The sequence below is a fragment of the Nocardioides astragali genome (assembly GCF_024436375.1).
GTDB lineage: Bacteria > Actinomycetota > Actinomycetes > Propionibacteriales > Nocardioidaceae > Nocardioides > Nocardioides astragali.
The window spans coordinates 336,904-357,109 of sequence record NZ_JAFMZM010000004.1 but is presented as its reverse complement, the minus strand read 5'-3'; the positions used below and the strand labels follow the sequence as shown (position 1 = coordinate 357,109).

Genomic DNA, 20,206 nt, shown 5'->3' with positions numbered 1-20,206 from the left:
TGCAGGAACGGACCGCGGAACGGTCGTGGAACGGAAGAACCCGCCCAGCGTACGACGCGGACGGGTTCAGCCGAAGTCGGCGGGACGCTCAGTGGGCGTGCTCGCCGCGGTAGTACTCGAAGACGAAGCCGCACAACACGACCGCGCCGAGGGTGAACCCGATGATGACCAGCCACCACGCCGCCAGCGCCGTGCCGTAGACGATCACGCCGAGCGCGAGGGCGCACCACAGCGGCCACCAGGAGTAGGGCGGGAAGAAGCCCAGCTCACCGGCGCCCTCGGCGATCTCACCCTCCTTGCGGTCCTCGGGACGCGGATCCATCTTGGAGGCGTGGAAGCCGAGGTAGAGAGTGATCATCGCGGTCAGCAGGGCGGTCATCACCAGCGCGGAGGTGCCGGTGGGATCCTCGGCGAGGAACCAGTAGGCGGGTGCGACGACGGCCACGAACGCGGTCGTGACCCCGAACAGCCATGCCTCGGCCTTCATCGGTTCTCCTCCTCGGTCGTGTCGGTGCGGTCACGCAGCATCTGCTCGCGACCCGCGACCTCGGGCGCGTCGGCGACCTCACCCTCACCCTCGGCCTCGTTCTCCTCGAGCTCGAGCAGGGCGATCTCGGGGTGGTGCAGGTCGAAGGCCGGCGACTCGGAGCGGATCCGCGGCAACATGTGGAAGTTGTGACGCGGGGGCGGACTGCTGGTGGCCCACTCGAGCGAGCGACCCCAGCCCCACGGGTCGTCGAGGGCGATCAAGGGCGCCTTGGAGGAGACGTAGACGTTGTAGAGGAACGGCAGCGTCGAGGCGCCGAGCAGGAAGGCACCCACGGTCGAGACCTGGTTGAGCGTGGTGAACCCGTCAGCCGGCAGGTAGTCGGCGTAGCGACGAGGCATGCCCTCGACACCCAGCCAGTGCTGGACGAGGAACGTGGTGTGGAAGCCGACGAACAGCAGCCAGAAGTGCAGCTTGCCCAGGCGCTCGTCGAGCATCCGGCCGGTCATCTTGGGCCACCAGAAGTAGAAGCCGGCGAACATCGCGAACACCACGGTGCCGAAGACGACGTAGTGGAAGTGGGCCACCACGAAGTAGGAGTCGGACACGTGGAAGTCGAGCGGCGGGCTGGCCAGGATCACGCCGGTGAGACCACCGAAGAGAAAGGTCGTGAGGAAGCCGATCGACCACAGCATCGGGGTGTCGAAGGACAGAGATCCCCCCCACATCGTGCCGATCCAGTTGAAGAACTTCACTCCGGTCGGCACCGCGATCAGGAACGTCATGCCCGAGAAGAAGGGCAGGTCGACCGCGCCGGTGACGAACATGTGGTGCGCCCACACGGCCACGGACAGCATCGCGATGCCGAGGGTCGCGGCGACCAGGCCGACGTAGCCGAAGATCGGCTTGCGGCTGAAGACCGGGAGGATCTCGGAGATGATGCCGAAGAACGGCAGCGCGATGATGTAGACCTCGGGGTGCCCGAAGAACCAGAACAGGTGCTGCCAGAGGACCGGCCCGCCGTGCGACGGGTCGAACACGTGGGCGCCGAGGATCCGGTCGGCCTCCAGCGAGAGCAGCGCGCCCGCCAGGATCGGGAACACCATGATCACGAGCATGCTGGTGATCAGCGTGTTCCAGACGAAGATCGGCATCCGGAACATGGTCATGCCGGGCGCACGCATGCAGATGATCGTGGTGATGAAGTTGACGCCACCGAGGATCGTGCCGAGACCGGCCATCCAGAGGCCCATGATCCAGAGGTCGCCGCCCACGCCGGGACTGCGTACGGCGTCGGAGAGCGGCGTGTAGGCGAACCAGCCGAAGTCAGCCGCCCCCTGCGGGGTGAGGAAGCCGGACGCGGCGATCAGCCCGCCGAAGAGGAACAGCCAGTAGCTGAACATGTTGAGGCGCGGGAACGCGACGTCAGGCGCACCGATCTGCAGCGGCATGATCACGTTGGCGAAGCCGAAGAACAGCGGTGTCGCGAACAGCAGCAGCATGATCGTGCCGTGCATGGTGAAGAGCTGGTTGTAGAGCTGCTCGTTGACGACCTGCTGGCCGGGGTAGGCCAGCTCGGAGCGGATCAGCATGGCCATCAGGCCGGCGGCGAGGAACCACGCGAACGACGTGGCCAGGTAGAGCTTGCCGATCAGCTTGTGGTCGGTCGTGGTCAGCAGTCGTACTGCGTTTTGACCCAGGGTCTTGCGCTGCGGGACAGCAGCGGCTGCGGCGCTCACTCCTGGCTTCCTTCCTGGGACTGGCTCTCGCCGAGTCCGGTCTGCGTGGTGGCGTTGGCGCCGCCGGTGAGCGGCTCGTCGGAGGACTGGCCGGCCTCGGCCAGCTCGCCGAGGTAGGCGTCGTACTTGGCCTGGCTGACCACCTCGACCTGGAAGAGCATCCGGGAGTGGTAGACGCCGCAGAGCTCGTAGCACTTGCCGGCGTAGGTGCCCTCGACGGTCGGGGTGACCTGGAGCTTGTTGACGCGTCCGGGGATGACGTCCATCCGGGTCAGGAAGGAGGGCACGCCGAAGTTGTGGATCACGTCGGGCGAGCGCAGGTTGAACTGGATCCGCTGGTCGACCGGGAGCACCAGCGTCGGGATCTCGTTGCCGTCACCGGAGGTGTAGACGTACTCGTCGTAGGCGTAGTCGCCCTCGACGCCCGTGGCGTCGGTGTTCTGCTCGCCGATGCCGTGGTTGAACGTCCACGACCACTGCTGGCCCGTCACCTCGACGGTCATGTCGGGCTCGGCGTCGAGCTCGGTCATCACGTCCTGGACGCGGACGGTGTGGGAGAAGAACACGACGCACATCAGGACCGGGGCGATCGTGTAGAAGACCTCGAGCGGCAGGTTGTAGCGCGTCTGCCGCGGGATCTCGTCGTCGCTGCGGCGGCGGAACTTCACCACGACGTAGAAGATCAGGCCCCAGACGATGAGGCCGGTGACCATCGCGGCGACCCAGGCCCACTTCCAGAGCTCGTAGGTGTAGGGACCCTGGGCGCTCGCGCGGTCGGGCATCGCGAGGTTCTTGATCTGGTGCGTGTCGGCCTCGGAGCACCCGGCCAGCACCAGCATCGTCGCGCCCAGCAGCGCGATCCTCAGCGTGCGCCGCACGGGCGCGCCTGAGAGCTTGGGGACTTGCAGACCCACTGACGAGCCTCTCTCTCGGTCCTTCTCGACAGAACAGAGAGTATCCCCATCGGGCCGGGGTGTGCGGGGCAGGGTCGAGTGTCGTGGGATCGGTCCGATCGTCCTGCCGGGCGGCAGCGCAGGTGGCATAGGTTGCCCTTGTGACCGGGCCTGTGGCAGGAAGGGGAGACCTCGACAGCGCGTCCGCGGTGCCGCTGCACCCAGCGGCGCGCCAGGTCCTGCTCGCCGCGCTCGACCGGGGGTACGCCGACCCGCGCCGGCTGCACCGCGCCGGCCGCGAGGCCCGGCTGCTGCTCGACAACGCGCGGGAGGCCACTTCCGACGCGCTGGGCGTACGCGCGGACGAGGTCACCTTCACCCCCAGCGGCACCCACGCGGTGCACCTGGGGCTGCTGGGGCTGGTGCGCGGGTCCCGGCGCGGGGACCTGGTCGTCCACCCGGCGGTCGAGCACTCGGCCGTGCACCGGGCCGTGGAGTGGGGCGCCCGCGGAGAGGCCGTCCCGTGCGACAGGGAAGGTCGCGTCCTTGCGGACGTCCTTGCGCAGGCCGCGACCGCCTCCGAGGTGGGTGCGGTGGCACTCCAGACCGCCAACCACGAGGTGGGCACGCTCCAGCCCGTCGGGGAGGTCGAGCTGCCCGACGACGTCCCCCTCTTCACCGACGCGTGTGCCTCGATGGGCCGCCTGGCGCTGCCCACCGGCTGGGCCGCGGCCGCGGGGTCCGCGCACAAGTGGGGCGGGCCGGCCGGGGTCGGCGTGCTGCTGGTCCGCAAGCGGGCCCGGTGGCGCAACCCGTTCCCCGCCGACGACCGGGCCGACGAGCGCAGCACCGGCTTCGAGAACCTCCCTGCGGCGCTCGCCGCCGCCGCCGCGTTGCAGGCCGTGGTCGCCGAGCGCGACGAGGTCAACGCGCGGCACCACGAGCTGATCGACGTCGTACGGCGTCGGGTGGCCGCGGAGGTGCCCGACGTGGAGGTGGTGGGCGACCCCGACCGGCGGCTTCCCCACCTCGTGACCTTCTCGTGCCTCTACGTCGACGGCGAGGCGCTGGTCACCGAGCTCGACCGGCGCGGCTTCGGCATCGCCAGCGGCTCCGCCTGCACGGCGTCGACGCTCGCGCCCAGCCACGTCCTGGAGGCCATGGGCGTGCTGACCCACGGCAACGTCCGGCTCTCGCTGCAGCGAGAGACGACCCGCTCCGACGTCGACGCCTTCTGCGACGCGCTGCCCGGGCTGGTGGCCGACCTGCGGGGACGAGTGGGCCTGTGATGACGCCCGATCCGCACCGCGACGTCGCGCTGGAGCTCGACTGCCGTGAGATGCCGTGCCCGATGCCGGTCATCGAGCTCGCCCGGCACCTCACCGACGTCGAGGTCGGCGAGCTGCTCGCGGTGGTCGCCCTCGACCCGGCGGCCGCGGTCGACGTCCCGGCTTGGTGCCGGATGAAGGCACAGGACTACGTCGGGGCGGACGCCGCCCCGGACGGCGCCCCGCGTTACGTCGTACGCCGCGTCAGCTGATCGTTGCCGGCAGTCGCAGTTCGGCAATCTGGGGACGTTCTGGTCGGCGGAAGGGCCGGAACGCCTACCAGAACGTCCCTAGGTACCCGGAGGAGCCGACCGGTCAGGGGCGGATGGTCTTGAGGTGGGGCTCGAAGTCGGCGACGGCCGCGTCGCCGTAGGTCGCCGCGCAGCGGGCGAGGAAGGCGCCGCGCGCGATCTGGTACTCCTGGGTGCCGACCTGCTCCACCACGTAGACAGCGAGCAGGCAGCCGAGCTGTGCGGCGCGCTCGTGGCCCAGGCCCCAGCTGAGGGCAGCGAGGAAGCCGGCCCGGAAGGCGTCGCCGACACCGGTGGGCTCGACCTTCTCGATCTCGGGCACGGCCGCGACGAGGATGGACTCCTCGCCGGCGCGGTCGATGCGTACGCCCTGTGGGCCGAGGGTGACGACCCAGGTGCCGACGCGCGAGAGGACCTCATCGGCGCTCCAGCCGGTCTTCTGGGTGATGAGGCTCGCCTCGTACTCGTTGGAGAAGAGGATCTCCGCGCCGTCGATGAGCGGGCGGATCAGGTCGCCGTCGCCGAAGGCCAGCTGCTGGGAGGGGTCGGCCAGGAAGCGGTAGCCGCGCTGGCGGCACTCGTCGGTGTGGCGGAGCATGCCCTGCGGGTCGTCGGGGCCGATGATGACGTAGTCGGGCTCGCCGACACGGTCCACGATCGGCTTGAGCTCGATCTCGCGCGACTCGCTCATCGCGCCGGCGTAGAAGCTGGCGATCTGGGCCATCGAGGAGTCGTTGGTGCACACGAAGCGGGCCGTGTGCCGCGTCTCGGAGACGTGCACCGAGTCGCAGTCGACGTTGTGCCGCTCGAGCCACGACCGGTATTCGGCGAAGTCCTCGCCGACGGCGCCGACCAGCACCGGGCGCAGCCCCAGGTTGCCGAGCCCGAAGCAGATGTTGGCCGCGCAGCCCCCGCGGCGTACCTCCAGGTCCTCCACCAGGAAGGACACCGAGAGCTTGTCGAGCTGGTCCACGACCAGGCTGTCGGCGAACCGGCCCGGAAAGGACATCAGGTGGTCGGTCGCGATGGATCCGGCAACGAGGAGGGACACGCCGCGAAACACTACCTCTGGGTACGCCTCGGGATACCACTCAGTAGGCAATAACGTCGACGCCATGACGACTTCTCGACGCCCCTCGCACCTGGTCCACGACGAGCTGGGGACTCCCGCCGAGCTCGCCGCGGACTGCCAGGAGATCGGCCGCAACCTGCGTCTGGAGCGTGCCGCGAAGGCCGCCGTGGCGACCCCGCCGAGCATCCGCTTCGAGGACTACCCCGCCGAGGTCGGCAAGCCCGAGATCCGGGTCTCGGACGCCGCCGCGCGCCTGGCGAACGCGCTCCACCTTCACCTCGATTGAGCCTCACCCGCTGAAACGACGAAGGGCCCCAGCCAACCGGCTGGGGCCCTTCGTCTGCGTCAGATCAGTGGAACGAGTCGCCGCAGGCGCAGGAGCCCGTGGCGTTGGGGTTGTCGATCGTGAAGCCCTGCTTCTCGATGGTGTCGACAAAGTCGATCTCGGCACCGTTGAGGTAGGGGACGCTCATCCGGTCGACCACGACGGTCACACCGTCGAAGTCGGTGGTCACGTCTCCGTCGAGGGTCCGCTCGTCGAAGAAGAGCTGGTAGCGCAGGCCCGAGCAGCCACCGGGCTGGACGGAGATGCGCAGGGCCAGGTCGTCACGGCCCTCCTGCTCGAGGAGGCTCTTGATCTTGCCGGCGGCGACATCGGACAGGTTGATCTGGTCGGTGCGGCGCTCAGTGGTCTCGACCTGCTCGGTCATGTCATCACTCCAGAAAGTCTCGGGGTACTGCAGGTACCAATGGTCGCACACACCGGGTTATTCCCCGCCCTCGTGCCCGGATCGGGCCCTGTGCCCCCAGGGTGGCGGCGTACGACGTCGCGGGGGCCGAACCGGTGTCGCCAGCCGTCACCGCCGAAGCGGGGCGGCGGGTCAGCGCGACCAGGTGCGGGCCACCCGCTCCGCCAGCTGGGCGAGGGCGTCAGCGGGCGCGCCCAAGGCCCGCTCCTCGCCCACCAGCTCGACGAGGGAGTACGCCGACTCGATCCCGAGCGCGCGCATCTCGCGCGAGCCGACGAGCACCTGCCCGGCCAGGGCGATGCAGGGGCGCAGCGCCTCGGACGCGACGCCCGCCACGCCGTAAGGCACCTTGCCGGCCCGGGAGGAGAAGTCGAAGGCCCCCTCGCCGGTCACCACCAGGTCGGCACGCCTGGCCCGCTCGGCCAGGGAGACCGCGTCGGTGACGAAGTCGATGCCGGGCCGCCGCGACGCCCCCAGCGCGAGCAGGGCGTAGCCGATGCCGCCCGCGGCGCCGGCGCCCTTCTCCAGGGACGTACGACGGTCGGTCGCCGTGGCGAAGGCCTCCAGCCAGCCGTCGACCTCGGCGATCCGCTCCTCGCCGATGCCCTTCTGGGGCCCGAACGTCTTGGTCGCCCCGAACAGCCCGGTCAGCGGGTTGTCGACGTCGCTCGCGGCGACGAGGGCGACCCCGGACAGGCACGCGCGGGCAGCGCTCAGGTCCACCTGCAAGACGGAGGCGAGGGCGGCGGGACCGCCGTCGAGCACCCCGTCGGAGCTCGCACCCAGCGCGGCCAGGACGCCCGCACCGCCGTCGTTGGTGCCGGAGCCGCCGAGCCCGACGACGACCGTCCGCGCCCCGCCGGTCACGGCCGCCAGGATCAGCTCGCCGACTCCCCGGCTGGAGGCGGTCTCCGGATCACCGTCGACCAGGTGCAGACCGACGGCCTGCGCGCTCTCGACGTACGCCGTCTCCCCCACCCGCAGCACCACCGCCGGAACGGGCGAGCCGTGGGGCCCGGACACCGTGACGGCCGCGAGCTCGCCGCCGAGCGCCGCGTGCAGCACGTCCACGAAGCCCGGGCCTCCGTCGGCCATCGGCGCCAGGTCGAGGTCGTCACCGGGAGCCTGGCGCCGCCAGCCCGCGGCGATGGCCTCGGCGGCCTCGACGGCCGTGAGTGTCCCGGCGAACTTGTCCGGGGCGATGAGGACGCGCATGGCGTCATCCTTCACCAGGACCGCGGCCGCGACTCCGGCACCCGGCGTCGGGCATGCTGGAGCCATGCCATCCACGCCCGGCTTGGAGCCGATCGTCGCCGAGGTGACCGTGCCGGTCACCGTGACGGAGGCCTTCGTCGGCTTCACCGCGCAGATGAGCGAGTGGTGGGACCCGATGGTGAGCCCGGACCCGGCCACCTTCGCCGGCATCGCCATCGATCCAAACGGCGACGTCACGATGATCCACGGCGACGAGCAGCACGTCTGGGGGCGCGTCACCGACTGGGATCCGATCGGCCACTACTCCCAGCAGTTCTGGCTCGGCCACGACGAGGAGTCAGCGACCACCCTCGACGTCAGCTTCACCGAGAGCGAGGACGGCACGCGCGTGCGGCTCGAGCACGGAGGGTGGGCCGCGGGGAGCGAGGACGTCCGCGCGCGATACACGCACTGGGACCAGCTGCTCGAGCGGTACGCCGCTCACGTGTCGTGACCGCGCCCCTCATCCGGCCGATGCGCGAGGACGACCTCGAGGCGATGGGCGACATCACGGCCACCAGCTACTACGAGGTCGATGCCCGCACCTACCAGCGCGCCTGGCCCGACCCCGTACGACGCCCCCCGTCCCGCCACGGACACTGGATCCACCGCACGAGGCAGGCCCTCGCGACCGACCCGGGAGGCTGCTGGACCGCCGAGGTGGACGGCCGAGTCGTCGGCGGGGCGGTGTCCCGGGTGCGCGAGCTGATGTGGATCCTGGCGTCGTTCGCGGTCGAGCCCGGACACCAGGGTCAGGGCATCGGGACCCAGCTGATGGCGGCTGCGATGCACCACGGACGCGGATGCCTGCGCGGCATGTTCGCCGCCAGCGCCGACCCGGGCGCCGTACGCCTCTACCGCCTGGCGGGCTTCGACCTGCACCCGCAGATGCTCCTGACCGGCGTCGTCGACCGAAGCGCAATCCCGATCGTCGATCGGGTGCGGGAGGGCACCGCGGGCGACGTCGACCTGCTCGACTCCGTCGACCGCCGCACTCGCGGGGCCGCCCACCTCGGCGACCACGAGCTGTTGCTGGAACAGTTCCGGCTGCTCGTCACCGACCACTCGACCGGCTCGGGCTATGCCTACGTCGACGTCGACGGGTCGCCCTGCCTGCTCGCCGCCACCAACCGGCGTACGGCCGCGCAGCTGCTGTGGGAGGCGCTGGCGTCGTCCCCGCCCGACGGGGAGGTGTCGGTCCACCACATCACCGCGGCCAACCAGTGGGCGCTCGACGTGGGGCTGGCCGCGCGGCTCGCGATCTACCAGAACGGCTACCTGTGCGTGCGTCAGATGAAGCCCCCGACGCCCTACCTGCACCACGGCAGCCTGCTCTAGGACGCGAGGTCCGACCCCGGCTCCAGTCGCCCGCCCGGGGCCACCCGGCCGGCCACGTGCGAGTCGCGGCCGACCAGCACGATGTCGTCGTCGTGCGCGCGCCTGCGCGACGGCTCTGCGCCGACCTGCGCCCTCGCCCGGACCTCGCAGCGCTCGTCCAGCACGGTCGTACGCACCACGGCGCCCGCCCGCACGACGCAGTCCTCCATGAGGACGCTGTCGTGCACCTCGGCACCCTTCTCGACGACCACCCCGGGACCGAGCACGCTGCCCACGACGCGACCCGAGACGTCGGCTCCTGGAGAGAGGAGCGAGTCGCGGCACTCCCCCGCCGCCCGTAGGCGAGCGGCCGGGCGGTCGGGCCAGTGGGAGATGACGGGCCGGTCCGGGTGGTCGAAGACGTCGACCCTGCCCGCGAGCAGGTCGCGGTGGGCCTGGAGGTAGAGGCTGGGCTGGCCGACGTCGCGCCAGTAGCCCGTGAGCGGGACGGCGACGACGTCACCCCCCTCGACCAGGCGCGGCAGCAGGTGCTCGCCGAAGTCGCCGATGCCGCTGTCACCGTCCTCCTCCTGCTCGCCGGACAGCTCGCGCCTCAGGGCGCGGAGGGTCGAGAGCAGGGTCTCGGTGTCGTAGACGAAGATCTCCGTCGCAACCGTGCCTGCCGAGGGCTTCGACGGCTTGTGCTCGATCCCGGTGACGGTGCCGTCGCGGCGCGCGAGCACCACGACGTTGTCGGCGGCGTCCTTCAGGGTGGTCTCCGTGGTCAGAACCGTGGCGGCCCGATCGGCGGCGACGTGCTCCTCGACGATGGGCGCCAGGTCCATGTTGAAGACGTGGTCGGCGCTGCAGACGACGAGCGTCCTCGCACCGAACGACTCGATGTCCGCCGACATGCGCAGGAGCAGGTCGCCGTTGCCGTGGGCGAACCCGCTCTCGGTCGCCGGCCCGGTCCCGGTCTGCGGCACGATCCGCCGGAAGCCGCCCCGGTTGCGGTCCAGGCTCCAGGGGCGGCCCCCGGAGAGGTAGTCGTCGATGGAGGTGACCTGGTACTCCAGCGACACCCACACGTCGGCCAGCTCCGCGTGCACGAGGCCCGACAGCGCGAAGTCGATCAGTCTGTGCACCCCGCCGAAGGGCAGCGCCGGCTTGGCCCGCTCGCGCGTCAGCACGTCCATGCGGGAACCCTGACCGCCTGCTTGGACCAGGGCCAGGACCTCACCGCGACGTGGCATGTCCACACCCTGCCACGCGCCCGGGAGGCGCTCCCCTGCGGCGCCTAGGATTGGCCGCATGAGCACCGTCGACCTGCCGCTCCTCCCCCTCGGCAAGGGCCGCGACCTCGACGCCGAACGCGGCGTGGAGTGCCCCGGCGACCTGCCAGCAGCGTCCGACCCGGACCTGGTGGAGCGTGCCCGCGCCGCCAAGGCCGCGCTGGGTGAGCGGCTCTTCGTCCTGGGCCACCACTACCAGCGCGACGAGGTCATCCAGTTCGCGGACGTCACCGGCGACTCGTTCAAGCTGGCACGCGACGCCGCAGGGCGCCCGGATGCCGAGTTCATCGTCTTCTGCGGCGTGCACTTCATGGCCGAGTCGGCCGACATCCTGACCTCCCCCACGCAGCGGGTGATCCTCCCCGACCTGGCTGCGGGGTGCTCGATGGCCGACATGGCACGACTGCGCCAGGTCGAGGACGCATGGGACGCCATGGCCGACGCCGGGATCCAGGACAGCGTCGTGCCGGTGACCTACATGAACTCCAGCGCCGACATCAAGGCGTTCTGCGGGCGCAACGGAGGCGTGGTGTGCACCTCCTCCAACGCCGACGTCGCGCTCGAGTGGGCGTTCGAGCAGAAGGCGGACCTCGCCGACGGCGCCAAGATCCTCTTCCTCCCCGACCAGCACCTCGGGCGCAACACGGCCGTGCTCAAGATGGGCATGGAGCTGGACGAGTGCGTGGTCTGGGACCCGAGGCAGCCCGGCGGCGGGCTCAGTGCGGATGAGCTCCAGCGGGCGCGGATGATCCTGTGGAAGGGCCACTGCTCGGTCCACGGCCGCTTCACCGCGGACGTCGTCGACGAGCTGCGCGACAAGCACCCGGGCATCAACATCCTCGTGCACCCCGAGTGCACCCACGACGTCGTGCTCAAGGCCGACCTGGTCGGCTCGACCGAGTTCATCATCAAGACCATCGAGGCCGCCCCGCCCGGCACGGTCTGGGCGATCGGCACCGAGCTCAACCTCGTCCAGCGCCTCGCGGACGCCCACCCGGACAAGACGATCGTCTTCCTCGACCGCAACGTCTGCTACTGCTCGACGATGAACCGGATCGACCTCCCGCACCTGGTCTGGGCCCTGGAGAGCCTCGTCGCCGGCACCGTCGTCAACCAGATCACCGTCGACCCCGAGACCGAGGCCGACGCCCTCGTGGCGCTGCAGCGGATGCTGGACCTGCCGGGCAAGTCCCACCGCGACTGATCGGACGAGGGGGATGACGGGGGCATGACAGGGGGCAGGAGCGTGCGTCGGATCAGCGACTCCGAGCGCCGCAGCCGGATCGGCGTACGCCACGGGCTCGCACCCGGCCACCGGCTGCTCGACGTCACCGCGGTGTCACGGGCGATGACGGCCCTGCACGCCACCGAAGCCGCAACGGTGCACCTCGCCGTCGCCGCCCGCTCCGAGGGCTTGACGCCCGAGCACGTCGACCAGGCCCTGTACGACGACCGGCTGGTCGTCAAGCAGCTCGCGATGCGACGCACGCTGTTCGTCTTCCCCCGTGACCTGCTGCCCGCGACGTGGGGCAGTGCCTCGGCCCGGGTCGCGGCCACGGAGCGCCGTCGTGTCGCCAAGGCGATCTCCGAGGCCGGCATCGCCCCTGATGGCGGGGCCTGGCTGGACGCCGCCCGGCACGCCGTCCTGGCCCGGCTCGCGGACGGACCGGCCACGGGCGCCCAGCTCCGCGCCGACGTGCCGGAGCTGGCGGGGATGATCGGCGGCACGACCGACAAGAAGTGGGACCGCCCGGTCTCCGTCGCCCCCTGGGTGCTGACCCACCTCGGGCTGGAGGGCGCGATCGTGCGCGGCCGCAATGCGGGCCACTGGCGCCTCAACAAGCCGACCTGGCTGCGGACCCGGGACTGGCTCCACGAGGTGCCCGAGCCGCTCGAGGAGGCTGCGGGCTACGCCGAGCTCGTCCGCAGCTGGCTGTGGACGTTCGGCCCCGGCACGACCGGCGACATCCAGTGGTGGCTGGGCTCGACCAAGACGGCCGTGACCCGTGCCCTTGCGGACGTCGAGGCCGTGGAGGTGGCGCTCGACGACGGCACCACCGGGTGGGTGCTGCCGGAGGACACCGACGACATCGGACCGGCCGAGCCCTGGGCGGCGCTGCTGCCGGCGCTCGACCCGACGGTGATGGGCTGGAAGTCACGCGGCTTCTACCTCGACCCCGCCCACGTCCCCTTCCTGTTCGACACCAACGGCAACGCCGGCACCACGGCGTGGTGGGACGGGCGCATCGTCGGGTGCTGGGTGCAGGACGACGCAGGAGTGGTCCGGCTGTCCCTGCTCGAGGACGTCGGCCCGCAGGGCCGGGCGGCCCTCGACCACGAGGCGGAGCGGCTCACCGCCTGGCTGGGCGGGACCGTGATCGGCAACGTGTACGCGTCCCTCCAAATGAAGCGGGCCAGGCTTCCCTACCCAAGGACGTCGTCGACCGCGGGCAGCTCGAACCAGAACACCGAGCCACCCCCGTCGCGTTCCTCCACGCCGATATGGCCGCCGTGCGCCTCGATGGTCCGGCGGCTCGTCGCCAGCCCGATGCCGACACCGTCGACGGACTTGTCGAGGCGGGCCAGTGGCGCGAAGACCCTCTCCCTCTGCTCCACGGGGACGCCTCGGCCACGGTCACGCACCTCGATCCGGTTGCGCCCGACCTGCGGTCGGGAGCGGACCTCGATCTCTGGCCTCTTCCCGTCGACGGTGAACTTCGCCGCGTTGTCGATGAGGTTCACGAGCACCGAGCGCAGCTGGGCGGCGTCGCCGCGGACGACCGGGAGGTCGTCGGTCTCCACGGCCGCGTCGGCGAGGCGACCGGTGAGGTCGTCCAGCGCGTGGGCCAGCTCGGCCCCGAGGTCCACCAGGTCCTCCCCGGGAGGCGAACCCTGGGAGGCGAACGCCAGGAGGTTGTCGATCAGGTCGTTCATCCGCTCGACCCCACGACGAGCGCGAGCGAGGGTGTCGACCTGGTCGGGGTCGGTGATGTCCATCTCGAGGGACTCCAGCGACAGCGAGACCGAGGTCAGCGGGTTCTTGAGGTCGTGGCTGACCTGGCCGGCGAAGTGGACCAGTCGCTCGTTGGAGGTGCTGAGGCGGGCGTTCGCCTCGCCGAGCCGGCGCAACGCCAGCTCGAGCTCCAGCACGTCCACGACCCGGTCGGCGAGCTGGGACAGGCCCTTGGCCGCCGCCGGGGTGACCGGATGGGGGTCGTGGTCGAACACGGACAGCGTCCCGATCACGGCTCCCGTGGGCGTACGCAGAGGGTGGGACGCGTAGAACCTGACGCGGGCGACCTCGCCGGTCGTCCAGGGGTGTTGGGTGAGGCGCGCGTCCTGGCTGGCGTCCTCCAGCATGACCGGCTCGCCGGTCTCGACGACCACCCGGCACATGACCTCCTCGACCGGGAGGTCCGCGGCCTCGAACCCGGAGGTGGCGACCTGGTGCTGGGCGTGGGAGCTGAGGAGGTTGACCGAGGCGTAGGGCACGCCGGACACCTGGGCCGCGAGGTCGGCCAGCGCACCCAGCTCGCGACGCGCCCGTCCGTCGAGGACGTCGTAGGTGGCCAGCAGCTGGTCGCGCTGCTGGGCGTTCCCCCGTTCCCCGTTCACAGCCCCGGCGCCTTCCACACGGCCAGCCATCGCTGCAGGTCGGGCTCCATCGGCAGCTCGGGCGCCAGGAGGTCGCGTACGGAGAGCTCGAGCAGCGTGTCACGCGCCTGCTCACCGCTGGGCGCGAACGGGTAGAACGTGCCCTGCTTGTAGAGGTAGGTCAGCCCGAACCGCTGGCCCGACGCGTTGGCGAAGGGCACCATCGAGCAGAGGAGCCCGCCCTCGAACCCGTTGAGCTCCAGCGTGGTGTTGACGGCGTGCAGGTCGGTGCAGAGGCCGGACATGTCGGAGGCGTCGCCGGAGACGACCAGCCAGGTGAAGCCGAAGTCGTCCTGCGTGACCGTCACCTCCGGGGCGTCGGCGTCGTCACGGATGAGGGCGACCACGTCGTCCTGCGTCTGCGCGAAGGCAGCCCCGGCCGCGGAGCGGTAGCAGACGGAGCCGGAGCCCGTCGGCTCGAACCCGAGCGCGGTCTGGAGCGTGATCGCGGCACTCGGCACGAGGAACAGCGCGTCCAGGTTGTTGCGCTTGGGCTGCGTACGCGCCCGCATCGTCTCCCAGAGTCCCATCGCTCGCTCCCCCGCTCCCCTCAGCCCGCCGGCCGGCTCAGCTCGGCCTGGATGCGGGCCAGCTGCTCGAGACGCTGCTGGAGGGGCGGGTGGGTGGCGAACAGCCCAGAGGCTCCACCGCCGCGCAGCGCTGGGACGATGCACAGCGCACTGGCCGCGTTGCCGGCCCGCAGGTCGTCCCGGGGGGTCAACGCCGCCTGACCGCTGATCTTCTGCAGCGCCGTCGCGAGGGCGGAGGGCTTGAGGGTGAGGTAGGCGCCCGCGCGGTCGGCGCTGAGCTCGCGGTAGCGCGAGAGCAACCGCAGGAGCAGGAAGCTCACGGCGTAGACGACGAGGCTGACCACGATGGCGACGAGCACGGCGGGCAGGGCACCGTTGTTGCGGCGTCCGAGTGCGCCGTACTGCGCCCCACGCATCAGCAGCCCGGCCGCGATGCCGGCCGACGAGGCCACCGTCATGACGAGGACGTCACGGTGCGCGACGTGGCTCAGCTCGTGGGCCAGGACGGCCTCGAGCTCCTCGGCGTCGAGGGTGTGCAGGATCCCCGTCGTCACGCACACCACGGACCGGTCGGGTGACCGGCCGGTGGCGAAGGCGTTGGGGACCGACAGGTCCGCGATCCCCACCCGGGGCTTGGGCATGTCGGCAAGCGCGCACAGGCGGTCGATCATCCCGTGCAGCTCCGGCGCCTCCTCCGGGGTCACCTCGCGGGCGCGCATCGCCCGCATGGCGACCTTGTCCGAGCTCCACCACTGCCAGAACGCGATGCCGATCGCGATGACGGCCACCAGCGGCGCGGCACCTGTGCCGACGTACTGGATCACCGCGACCACGAGCCCCACGAACAGCGCCCCCAGCAGGAACATGGTGAGGGTCATCCGGGCGGTGAGCCCGGAGTCCTTGATGAAGCGGGAGGTGGCCAAGGCCGACGTCAGCCCGGGATCAGGCCGTCGTCACCCAGGAGCTGACGGACCTCGTCGATCGTGGCGTCCGGCGGCGGCAGGATGAGGTCGGACTCGTCGAGGGAGTCGAGCTCGTGGTGGGTGCCGCTGGAGCGCACGGCAGCCAGGAGCCCTTGGAGCGCCGTGCGGAACATCTCCTCGTCACCGGCCTCGATGGCCTGCTCGATCTGGGTGTCGAGACCGTTGAGGGCGTCGAGAGCGTGGTCGTCGAGGTCGTACTGACCCTCGCCGAGGATGCGGACGATCATGCCCGCCCACTCTCGTTGGTGTCGCCCTCGGCCCGCACGGCCTCCGGCTCGGCGGCCAGGATGTCGCCGCCGTCCTCGGCGGACTCGATGGCCTGGGGCGGCGCGTTGCCGGCCTTGAGCCGCGCCAGCTCCGCCTCGACGTCGGAGCCGGAGCTGAGGGCGTCGAGCTCGCGGGAGATGTCGTCACCGGCGTTGAGCTGCGAGGCGTCATCGAGGGCGCCGGAGGCGATCAGCTCGTCGATGGCCTGACCGCGCGCCTGCATCTGGGCCGTCTTGTCCTCGGCGCGCTGGATGGCGAGACCGACGTCGCCCATCTCCTCGCCGATGCCCGACATCGCCTCCCCGATGCGCGTCTGCGCCTCGGCGGCGGTGTAGGTGGCCTTGATCGTCTCCTTGCGGGTGCGGAAGGCCTCGACCTTGGCCTGGAGCCGCTGCTGCGCGAGGACGAGCTTCTCCTCCTCGCCCTGGAGGGTGGCCTGCTGCTCCTTGAGGTTGGTGATCTGCGAGGCGAGCCCGGACTTGCGGGTCAGTGCCTCACGCGCCAGGTCCTCACGTCCCGCGCCGATCGCCTTCTCGGCCTGGCCCTGCAGCTTGGCGGCCTGCTGCTCGAGCTGGTTGACCTGCAGCTCGACCCGCTTGCGGCTGGTGGCGACGTCGGCGACCCCGCGGCGGACCTTCGAGAGGAGCTCGAGCTGGCGCTGGTAGCTGTAGTCGAGGGTCTCGCGGGGGTCCTCCGCCTTGTCCAGTGCCTTGTTGGCCTTGGAGCGGAAGATCAGGCTGATGCGCTTCATGAGACTCATCGGGGTGGGAACCCTCTCTCGGTCATGTCTGGGTCGTGCTCGTCGGTGTCGTTGGATCGCGCCTGCACCGTCGACGACGTCGCACGTGCAGTCGCAGTCAGCCTAGGACCAAACCCAAGCCGGAGGTAGGGCGTCCCTCGACCGTGTGCCAGCCGGCCGGCGAGGATAGGCTGGGACACCGCATCCGATCCATCTGAAGGCAGCGCGCGTGTTCCGTCGTACCAGTTCCGAGCCGGAGTCCCCGACGACCCCCGAGAAGGCGGGTGGCAAGGGTCGTCCCACGCCGTCGCGCAAGGAGGCGGAGGCAGCCGCACGCGCCCGCGCCAAGGTGCCGCGGACCCGCAAGGAGCAGATGGCCGCCCAGCGCTCCTCCCGTGGCGACACGTCGCGCCGGATGCGGGAGGCGATGAAGACCGGCGACGAGCGCTACCTGCCCAGCCGCGACCGCGGACCGGTCCGCCGCTTCATCCGCGACTTCGTCGACTCCCGGTTCTCCTTCATCGAGCTGATGGTCCCGCTGCTCGTCGTCTCGATGGTCCTCGGCTACTCCGGCAGTCGGGGCATGATCCAGCTCGGCAACACCGTGCTGTTCACCACGATCCTGGTGATCATCGTCGACATCTTCATGCTGCGCATGCGCCTGCGGCGCGAGCTCGCCCGGCGCTTCCCGGGGGAGTCGACCAAGGGCGCCACCCTCTACGCCGCGATGCGCTCGCTGCAGATGAAGTTCCTGCGCCTGCCCAAGGCGCAGGTCAAGATCGGCCAGAAGCTGCCCGAGACCTACCGATGAGCCCCCGCTGATGGAACACTCCCACGCCGCTCCCGGCGGGGGGCCGAGTGCCGACGTGTCCGTACGCATCGCCTGGGACGACGACGCCGAGGCCATCGCCGGCGTCCAGGTGCGCGCCTGGCCCGACCTGTACGCCGGACTGCTGCCCGCCGAGGTCCTCCCGACCGACGTCGAGGCCGTCGGCGCCCAGTGGCGCCAGGTGCTCGCCAGGCCCGCGGATGCGCGGCACCGCGTGCTCGTGGCGCTCGAGCGCAACCGGGTGGTCGGCTTCGCCCTCACCTCCCCCGCGGTCGACCCCGACTGTGACCCGGTGGCCGACGGCGAGCTGGCCGAGGTGACCCTCGACCCGGCCGAGCGTGGCAAGGGCCACGGCTCCCGCCTCCTGCAGGCGGCCGTGGACACGCTGGCCGCCGACCGCTTCACTCGGGCCGTGACGTGGGTCAACGTCGGCGACGACGCCTTCCGGAGGTTCCTCACCGATGCGGGATGGGCCGCCGACACGGCGCACCGCGAGCTCGACCTCGACGGCACCGGCGCCACGACCGTCAAGCAGGTCCGCCTCCACACGGCCATCGGCTGAGGCCGCCTGCCTGTCGTCTTGCCTTTCGTCTTGCTTTTCGTCCGGGGCGCGGCACTATGGAGGTCCGGCTATCCCGCCGGCCTGCATGGGGGTTTCGCGATGTTCGGTCCGCTTCCTGCTCTTCACAAGCTCGCGCTCGTCCTCGCAGCGCTCATCGTCTGCACCGGCCTCGGCTTCTGGCTCGGTGCCATGCCCGAGGTCCCGATCAACCTCCGGGCCGGCGTGCTGGCCGGCACCGTGGCCGGCGCGGCGGCAGCCTTCGCGCTGGTCCACGACTTCCGCCAGCGCCAGGCCCGCCCCGCCCGGGCGCGGCGGCGGCTGCACTGAGTCGGAGATGCTCGGGGACATCGCCTAGCCTCGGGTCGTGCTCGAGCCCGCCCTCAGTCCCGGCGAGCGTACGGGAATCATCCGGGACGGCGTGGCCGTGGGCGTGGCCACCGGTGCCTACGGCGTCGGGTTCGGCGCAGTGGCGGTCTCGTCGGGCCTGTCGGTCGCGCAGACCTGCGTCCTGTCGCTCCTGATGTTCACCGGAGCCTCCCAGTTCGCCCTCGCCGGCGTCGTCGCCGCGGGTGGCGCTCCCATGTCCGGCGCGGCGACCGCCCTGCTCCTCGGCACCCGCAACACGCTGTACGGCCTGAGGATGGCGCCGCTGCTGAAGTGGGGCGGCTGGCGTCGGGTGGCAGCGGCCCACGTGCTGATCGACGAGTCGACCGCCATGTCCGTCAGCCGCAGCTCGACGGAGGGCGCCCGCCTGGGCTTCCTCACCACCGGGGTCTCGGTGTTCGTGCTGTGGAACCTCTCCACGGCGATCGGCGCGTTCGCCGGTGAGGCCGTCGGCGACCCGCGCACCTTCGGTCTCGACGCCGCCGTCGGGGCGGCGTTCCTCGCCCTGCTCTGGCCACGGCTGAAGGATCGCCGCAACGTCGTCGTGGGTGTCCTGGCGGCCGTCGTGGCGCTGTCCATGGTCCCGCTGAGCGCCCCCGGAGTGCCGGTGCTGGCGGCAGGTGGGGTGGCCGTCCTGGTCGGGGTGCTGACCAAGCGGCAGGACCCCACGGAGATCCCCGGGGTGGACGACGTCGCGGGAGGTCACCGCTGATGTGGACCGCGATCCTGCTGGCCTGCGCCGGCTGCTACCTGCTCAAGCTCGCCGGTCTGTCGCTGCCACAGCGGGTGCTGGCGCACCCGACCGTCGAGCGGGTGGCGGACCTGATCCCGGTCGCGTTGCTCGCGGCCCTGGTCGCCGTGCAGGTCGTCTCGGACGGCAGGTCGCTCACGGTCGACGCGCGGGTCCTCGGTCTCGGCTTCGCCGTGGTCGCGCTGCTGCTGCGGGCGCCGTTCCTGGTCGTGGTCGTGGGCGCGGCGGTCGTGGCGGCGCTGGCTCGGCTCGTCTGACCCCGACAGGTCACGGGCACCTCAGCCGATGTCGAGGAAGGAGTCCAGCCCCACGGTCAGCCCCGGGTGGTCGGCGACAGCCCGGACGCCGGCCAGGACACCGGGCGTGAAGGAGATCCGGTCCAGCGAGTCGTGCCGGATGGTCAAGGTCTCCCCTGCGCCTCCGAGGATCACCTCCTGGTGGGCCACCAGCCCCCGCACGCGCAGCCCGTGCACCCGCACGCCGTCGACGTCGGCGCCCCGCGCGCCCTCCAGGCCGGTCGTGGTGGCGTCGGGCATGGGGGCGCTGCCCGCGTCGCGACGGGCGGCGGCGATCATCTCGGCCGTACGCCTGGCCGTTCCGGAGGGCGCGTCGGCCTTGTCCGGGTGGTGCAGCTCGATGACCTCGACGGACTCGAAGAACGGAGCCGCCTGCGCGGCGAAGCGCATCATCAGGATCGCGCCGATGGAGAAGTTGGGCGCGATGAGCACGCCGACCCCGGGCGCGTCCGCCAGCCACGCGTCGAGCTGGTCGAGCCGTGACTGGTCGAAGCCGGTGGTGCCGACGACCGCGTGGATGCCGTTGGCGATGCAGAAGCGCAGGTTGTCCATCACCACGTCGGGGTGGGTGAAGTCGACGACGACCTGGGCGCGCGAGTGGACCAGCGCCTCGATGTCGTCACCGGCGTCGACGGAGGCCACCAGCTCCGTGTCGGGCGCTGCTTCCACAGCGCGACAGACCTCCGTGCCGACCTTGCCGCGTGCCCCCAGCACGCCGACTCGGATCGGGCTGCTGCCTGACGGTGACTGCGGTGGGCTCACTCCCCCAACCTATCGTCGTGGGCAGGTCGCGAGTGGCGGTGGCTGACTCGTGAACACCTGTCTGGCA

Annotated in this window: 24 protein-coding genes and 1 pseudogene; 12 read left to right on the top strand and 13 right to left on the bottom strand. The window is 71.2% G+C overall.

Translation table 11 applies throughout. The annotated features are described in order from the left end of the window. Nucleotides 1-88: 88 nt before the first annotated feature. The 3 genes from J3P44_RS14965 to ctaC are packed head-to-tail and all read right to left on the bottom strand — an operon-like array spanning nucleotide 89 to nucleotide 3,104. On the bottom strand, nucleotides 89-487 hold the full coding sequence (locus J3P44_RS14965; RefSeq protein ID WP_255891235.1) for a cytochrome c oxidase subunit 4: 399 nt from the start codon (nucleotides 485-487) through the stop codon (nucleotides 89-91). Further along, on the bottom strand, nucleotides 484-2,226 hold the full coding sequence (gene ctaD / locus J3P44_RS14960) for an aa3-type cytochrome oxidase subunit I (protein ID WP_255891233.1): 1,743 nt from the start codon (nucleotides 2,224-2,226) through the stop codon (nucleotides 484-486). Before ctaD ends, J3P44_RS14965 begins: the two co-directional genes overlap by 4 nt. Next, a complete protein-coding gene (ctaC, locus tag J3P44_RS14955) occupies nucleotides 2,223-3,104 on the bottom strand; it encodes an aa3-type cytochrome oxidase subunit II (RefSeq protein ID WP_255891231.1) in 882 nt (293 codons plus the stop codon). The genes ctaD and ctaC overlap by 4 nt, the downstream gene beginning before the upstream one ends. A 176-nt stretch (nucleotides 3,105-3,280) precedes the next feature. Here ctaC and J3P44_RS14950 point away from each other — a divergent pair, with 176 nt between their 5' ends. Continuing rightward, entirely contained in the window at nucleotides 3,281-4,408 is a 1,128-nt protein-coding gene (locus J3P44_RS14950; RefSeq protein ID WP_255891230.1) for a cysteine desulfurase family protein, read from the top strand. Beyond that, nucleotides 4,408-4,659 carry a sulfurtransferase TusA family protein gene (locus J3P44_RS14945; protein WP_255891228.1) on the top strand — a complete coding sequence of 84 codons (252 nt, stop codon included), beginning with the start codon at nucleotides 4,408-4,410 and terminating at the stop codon, nucleotides 4,657-4,659. The genes J3P44_RS14950 and J3P44_RS14945 overlap by 1 nt, the downstream gene beginning before the upstream one ends. A gap of 103 nt (nucleotides 4,660-4,762) precedes the next feature. Here the strand turns inward: J3P44_RS14945 and J3P44_RS14940 are convergent, their stop codons facing one another. Continuing rightward, nucleotides 4,763-5,749 carry a carbohydrate kinase family protein gene (locus J3P44_RS14940; RefSeq protein WP_255891226.1) on the bottom strand — a complete coding sequence of 329 codons (987 nt, stop codon included), beginning with the start codon at nucleotides 5,747-5,749 and terminating at the stop codon, nucleotides 4,763-4,765. A 64-nt stretch (nucleotides 5,750-5,813) separates the two neighbouring features. On the opposite strand from J3P44_RS14940, the gene J3P44_RS14935 reads away from it, so the two are divergent. Beyond that, nucleotides 5,814-6,056, top strand: coding sequence for a hypothetical protein (locus J3P44_RS14935; RefSeq protein WP_255891225.1), 243 nt, complete (start codon nucleotides 5,814-5,816; stop codon nucleotides 6,054-6,056). Nucleotides 6,057-6,120: 64 nt separating this feature from the next. On the opposite strand, the gene erpA is transcribed toward J3P44_RS14935, so the two are convergent. Then, on the bottom strand, nucleotides 6,121-6,480 hold the full coding sequence (gene erpA / locus J3P44_RS14930; protein ID WP_207081919.1) for an iron-sulfur cluster insertion protein ErpA: 360 nt from the start codon (nucleotides 6,478-6,480) through the stop codon (nucleotides 6,121-6,123). Nucleotides 6,481-6,651: 171 nt separating this feature from the next. Next, nucleotides 6,652-7,734 (bottom strand): glycerate kinase family protein, encoded by a 1,083-nt coding sequence (locus J3P44_RS14925; RefSeq protein WP_255891224.1) that lies wholly within the window; start codon nucleotides 7,732-7,734, stop codon nucleotides 6,652-6,654. Between the two features lie 64 nt (nucleotides 7,735-7,798). Here J3P44_RS14925 and J3P44_RS14920 point away from each other — a divergent pair, with 64 nt between their 5' ends. Then, on the top strand, nucleotides 7,799-8,227 hold the full coding sequence (locus J3P44_RS14920; RefSeq protein ID WP_255891223.1) for an SRPBCC domain-containing protein: 429 nt from the start codon (nucleotides 7,799-7,801) through the stop codon (nucleotides 8,225-8,227). After that, entirely contained in the window at nucleotides 8,224-9,111 is an 888-nt protein-coding gene (locus tag J3P44_RS14915) for a GNAT family N-acetyltransferase (RefSeq protein WP_255891222.1), read from the top strand. Before J3P44_RS14920 ends, J3P44_RS14915 begins: the two co-directional genes overlap by 4 nt. Here J3P44_RS14915 and J3P44_RS14910 read toward each other — a convergent pair. Continuing rightward, nucleotides 9,108-10,343 carry a glucose-1-phosphate adenylyltransferase family protein gene (locus J3P44_RS14910; RefSeq protein ID WP_255891221.1) on the bottom strand — a complete coding sequence of 412 codons (1,236 nt, stop codon included), beginning with the start codon at nucleotides 10,341-10,343 and terminating at the stop codon, nucleotides 9,108-9,110. The genes J3P44_RS14915 and J3P44_RS14910 overlap by 4 nt on opposite strands. A 58-nt stretch (nucleotides 10,344-10,401) precedes the next feature. On the opposite strand from J3P44_RS14910, the gene nadA reads away from it, so the two are divergent. Together nadA and J3P44_RS14900 are read left to right on the top strand one after the other, a co-directional pair. After that, entirely contained in the window at nucleotides 10,402-11,586 is a 1,185-nt protein-coding gene (gene nadA, locus J3P44_RS14905; RefSeq protein ID WP_255891220.1) for a quinolinate synthase NadA, read from the top strand. 24 nt (nucleotides 11,587-11,610) lie between these two features. Then, a pseudogene (locus tag J3P44_RS14900) lies at nucleotides 11,611-12,684 on the top strand (winged helix DNA-binding domain-containing protein); the annotation flags it as partial. 122 nt (nucleotides 12,685-12,806) lie between these two features. On the opposite strand, the gene J3P44_RS14895 reads toward J3P44_RS14900, so the two are convergent. From J3P44_RS14895 to J3P44_RS14875, 5 genes are read right to left on the bottom strand one after another with little or no spacing between them, the layout of a single operon-like run. Next, on the bottom strand, nucleotides 12,807-13,997 hold the full coding sequence (locus J3P44_RS14895) for a sensor histidine kinase (protein ID WP_255891219.1): 1,191 nt from the start codon (nucleotides 13,995-13,997) through the stop codon (nucleotides 12,807-12,809). Continuing rightward, nucleotides 13,994-14,566: a PspA-associated protein PspAB gene (gene pspAB, locus J3P44_RS14890; RefSeq protein WP_255891218.1), complete on the bottom strand. Its 573-nt coding sequence runs from the start codon at nucleotides 14,564-14,566 to the stop codon at nucleotides 13,994-13,996. The genes J3P44_RS14895 and pspAB overlap by 4 nt, the downstream gene beginning before the upstream one ends. Before the next feature lie 20 nt (nucleotides 14,567-14,586). After that, complete coding sequence (gene htpX / locus J3P44_RS14885) at nucleotides 14,587-15,489, bottom strand: zinc metalloprotease HtpX (protein WP_255891217.1); 903 nt, start codon at nucleotides 15,487-15,489, stop codon at nucleotides 14,587-14,589. 8 nt (nucleotides 15,490-15,497) lie between these two features. Continuing rightward, nucleotides 15,498-15,776: a PspA-associated protein PspAA gene (pspAA, locus tag J3P44_RS14880; RefSeq protein ID WP_255891216.1), complete on the bottom strand. Its 279-nt coding sequence runs from the start codon at nucleotides 15,774-15,776 to the stop codon at nucleotides 15,498-15,500. Beyond that, the gene (locus J3P44_RS14875; RefSeq protein ID WP_255891215.1) at nucleotides 15,773-16,576 is read right to left on the bottom strand and encodes a PspA/IM30 family protein; all 804 of its coding nucleotides are present in this window, start codon (nucleotides 16,574-16,576) and stop codon (nucleotides 15,773-15,775) included. Before J3P44_RS14875 ends, pspAA begins: the two co-directional genes overlap by 4 nt. A 208-nt stretch (nucleotides 16,577-16,784) precedes the next feature. Here J3P44_RS14875 and J3P44_RS14870 point away from each other — a divergent pair, with 208 nt between their 5' ends. The 5 genes from J3P44_RS14870 to J3P44_RS14850 all read left to right on the top strand — a co-directional run bounded on the left by J3P44_RS14870 (nucleotide 16,785) and on the right by J3P44_RS14850 (nucleotide 19,338). Further along, nucleotides 16,785-17,366 (top strand): DUF3043 domain-containing protein, encoded by a 582-nt coding sequence (locus J3P44_RS14870; RefSeq protein WP_255891214.1) that lies wholly within the window; start codon nucleotides 16,785-16,787, stop codon nucleotides 17,364-17,366. 10 nt (nucleotides 17,367-17,376) lie between these two features. Next, a complete protein-coding gene (locus tag J3P44_RS14865) occupies nucleotides 17,377-17,946 on the top strand; it encodes a GNAT family N-acetyltransferase (protein WP_255891213.1) in 570 nt (189 codons plus the stop codon). Between the two features lie 99 nt (nucleotides 17,947-18,045). Then, nucleotides 18,046-18,273 carry a hypothetical protein gene (locus J3P44_RS14860; protein ID WP_255891212.1) on the top strand — a complete coding sequence of 76 codons (228 nt, stop codon included), beginning with the start codon at nucleotides 18,046-18,048 and terminating at the stop codon, nucleotides 18,271-18,273. Between the two features lie 37 nt (nucleotides 18,274-18,310). After that, nucleotides 18,311-19,042 (top strand): AzlC family ABC transporter permease, encoded by a 732-nt coding sequence (locus J3P44_RS14855; protein ID WP_255891211.1) that lies wholly within the window; start codon nucleotides 18,311-18,313, stop codon nucleotides 19,040-19,042. Beyond that, a complete protein-coding gene (locus J3P44_RS14850; protein ID WP_255891210.1) occupies nucleotides 19,042-19,338 on the top strand; it encodes an AzlD domain-containing protein in 297 nt (98 codons plus the stop codon). Before J3P44_RS14855 ends, J3P44_RS14850 begins: the two co-directional genes overlap by 1 nt. 21 nt (nucleotides 19,339-19,359) lie before the next feature. Here J3P44_RS14850 and dapB read toward each other — a convergent pair whose 3' ends face one another. Next, nucleotides 19,360-20,103 (bottom strand): 4-hydroxy-tetrahydrodipicolinate reductase, encoded by a 744-nt coding sequence (dapB, locus tag J3P44_RS14845; protein WP_255891622.1) that lies wholly within the window; start codon nucleotides 20,101-20,103, stop codon nucleotides 19,360-19,362. Nucleotides 20,104-20,206 lie beyond the last annotated feature (103 nt).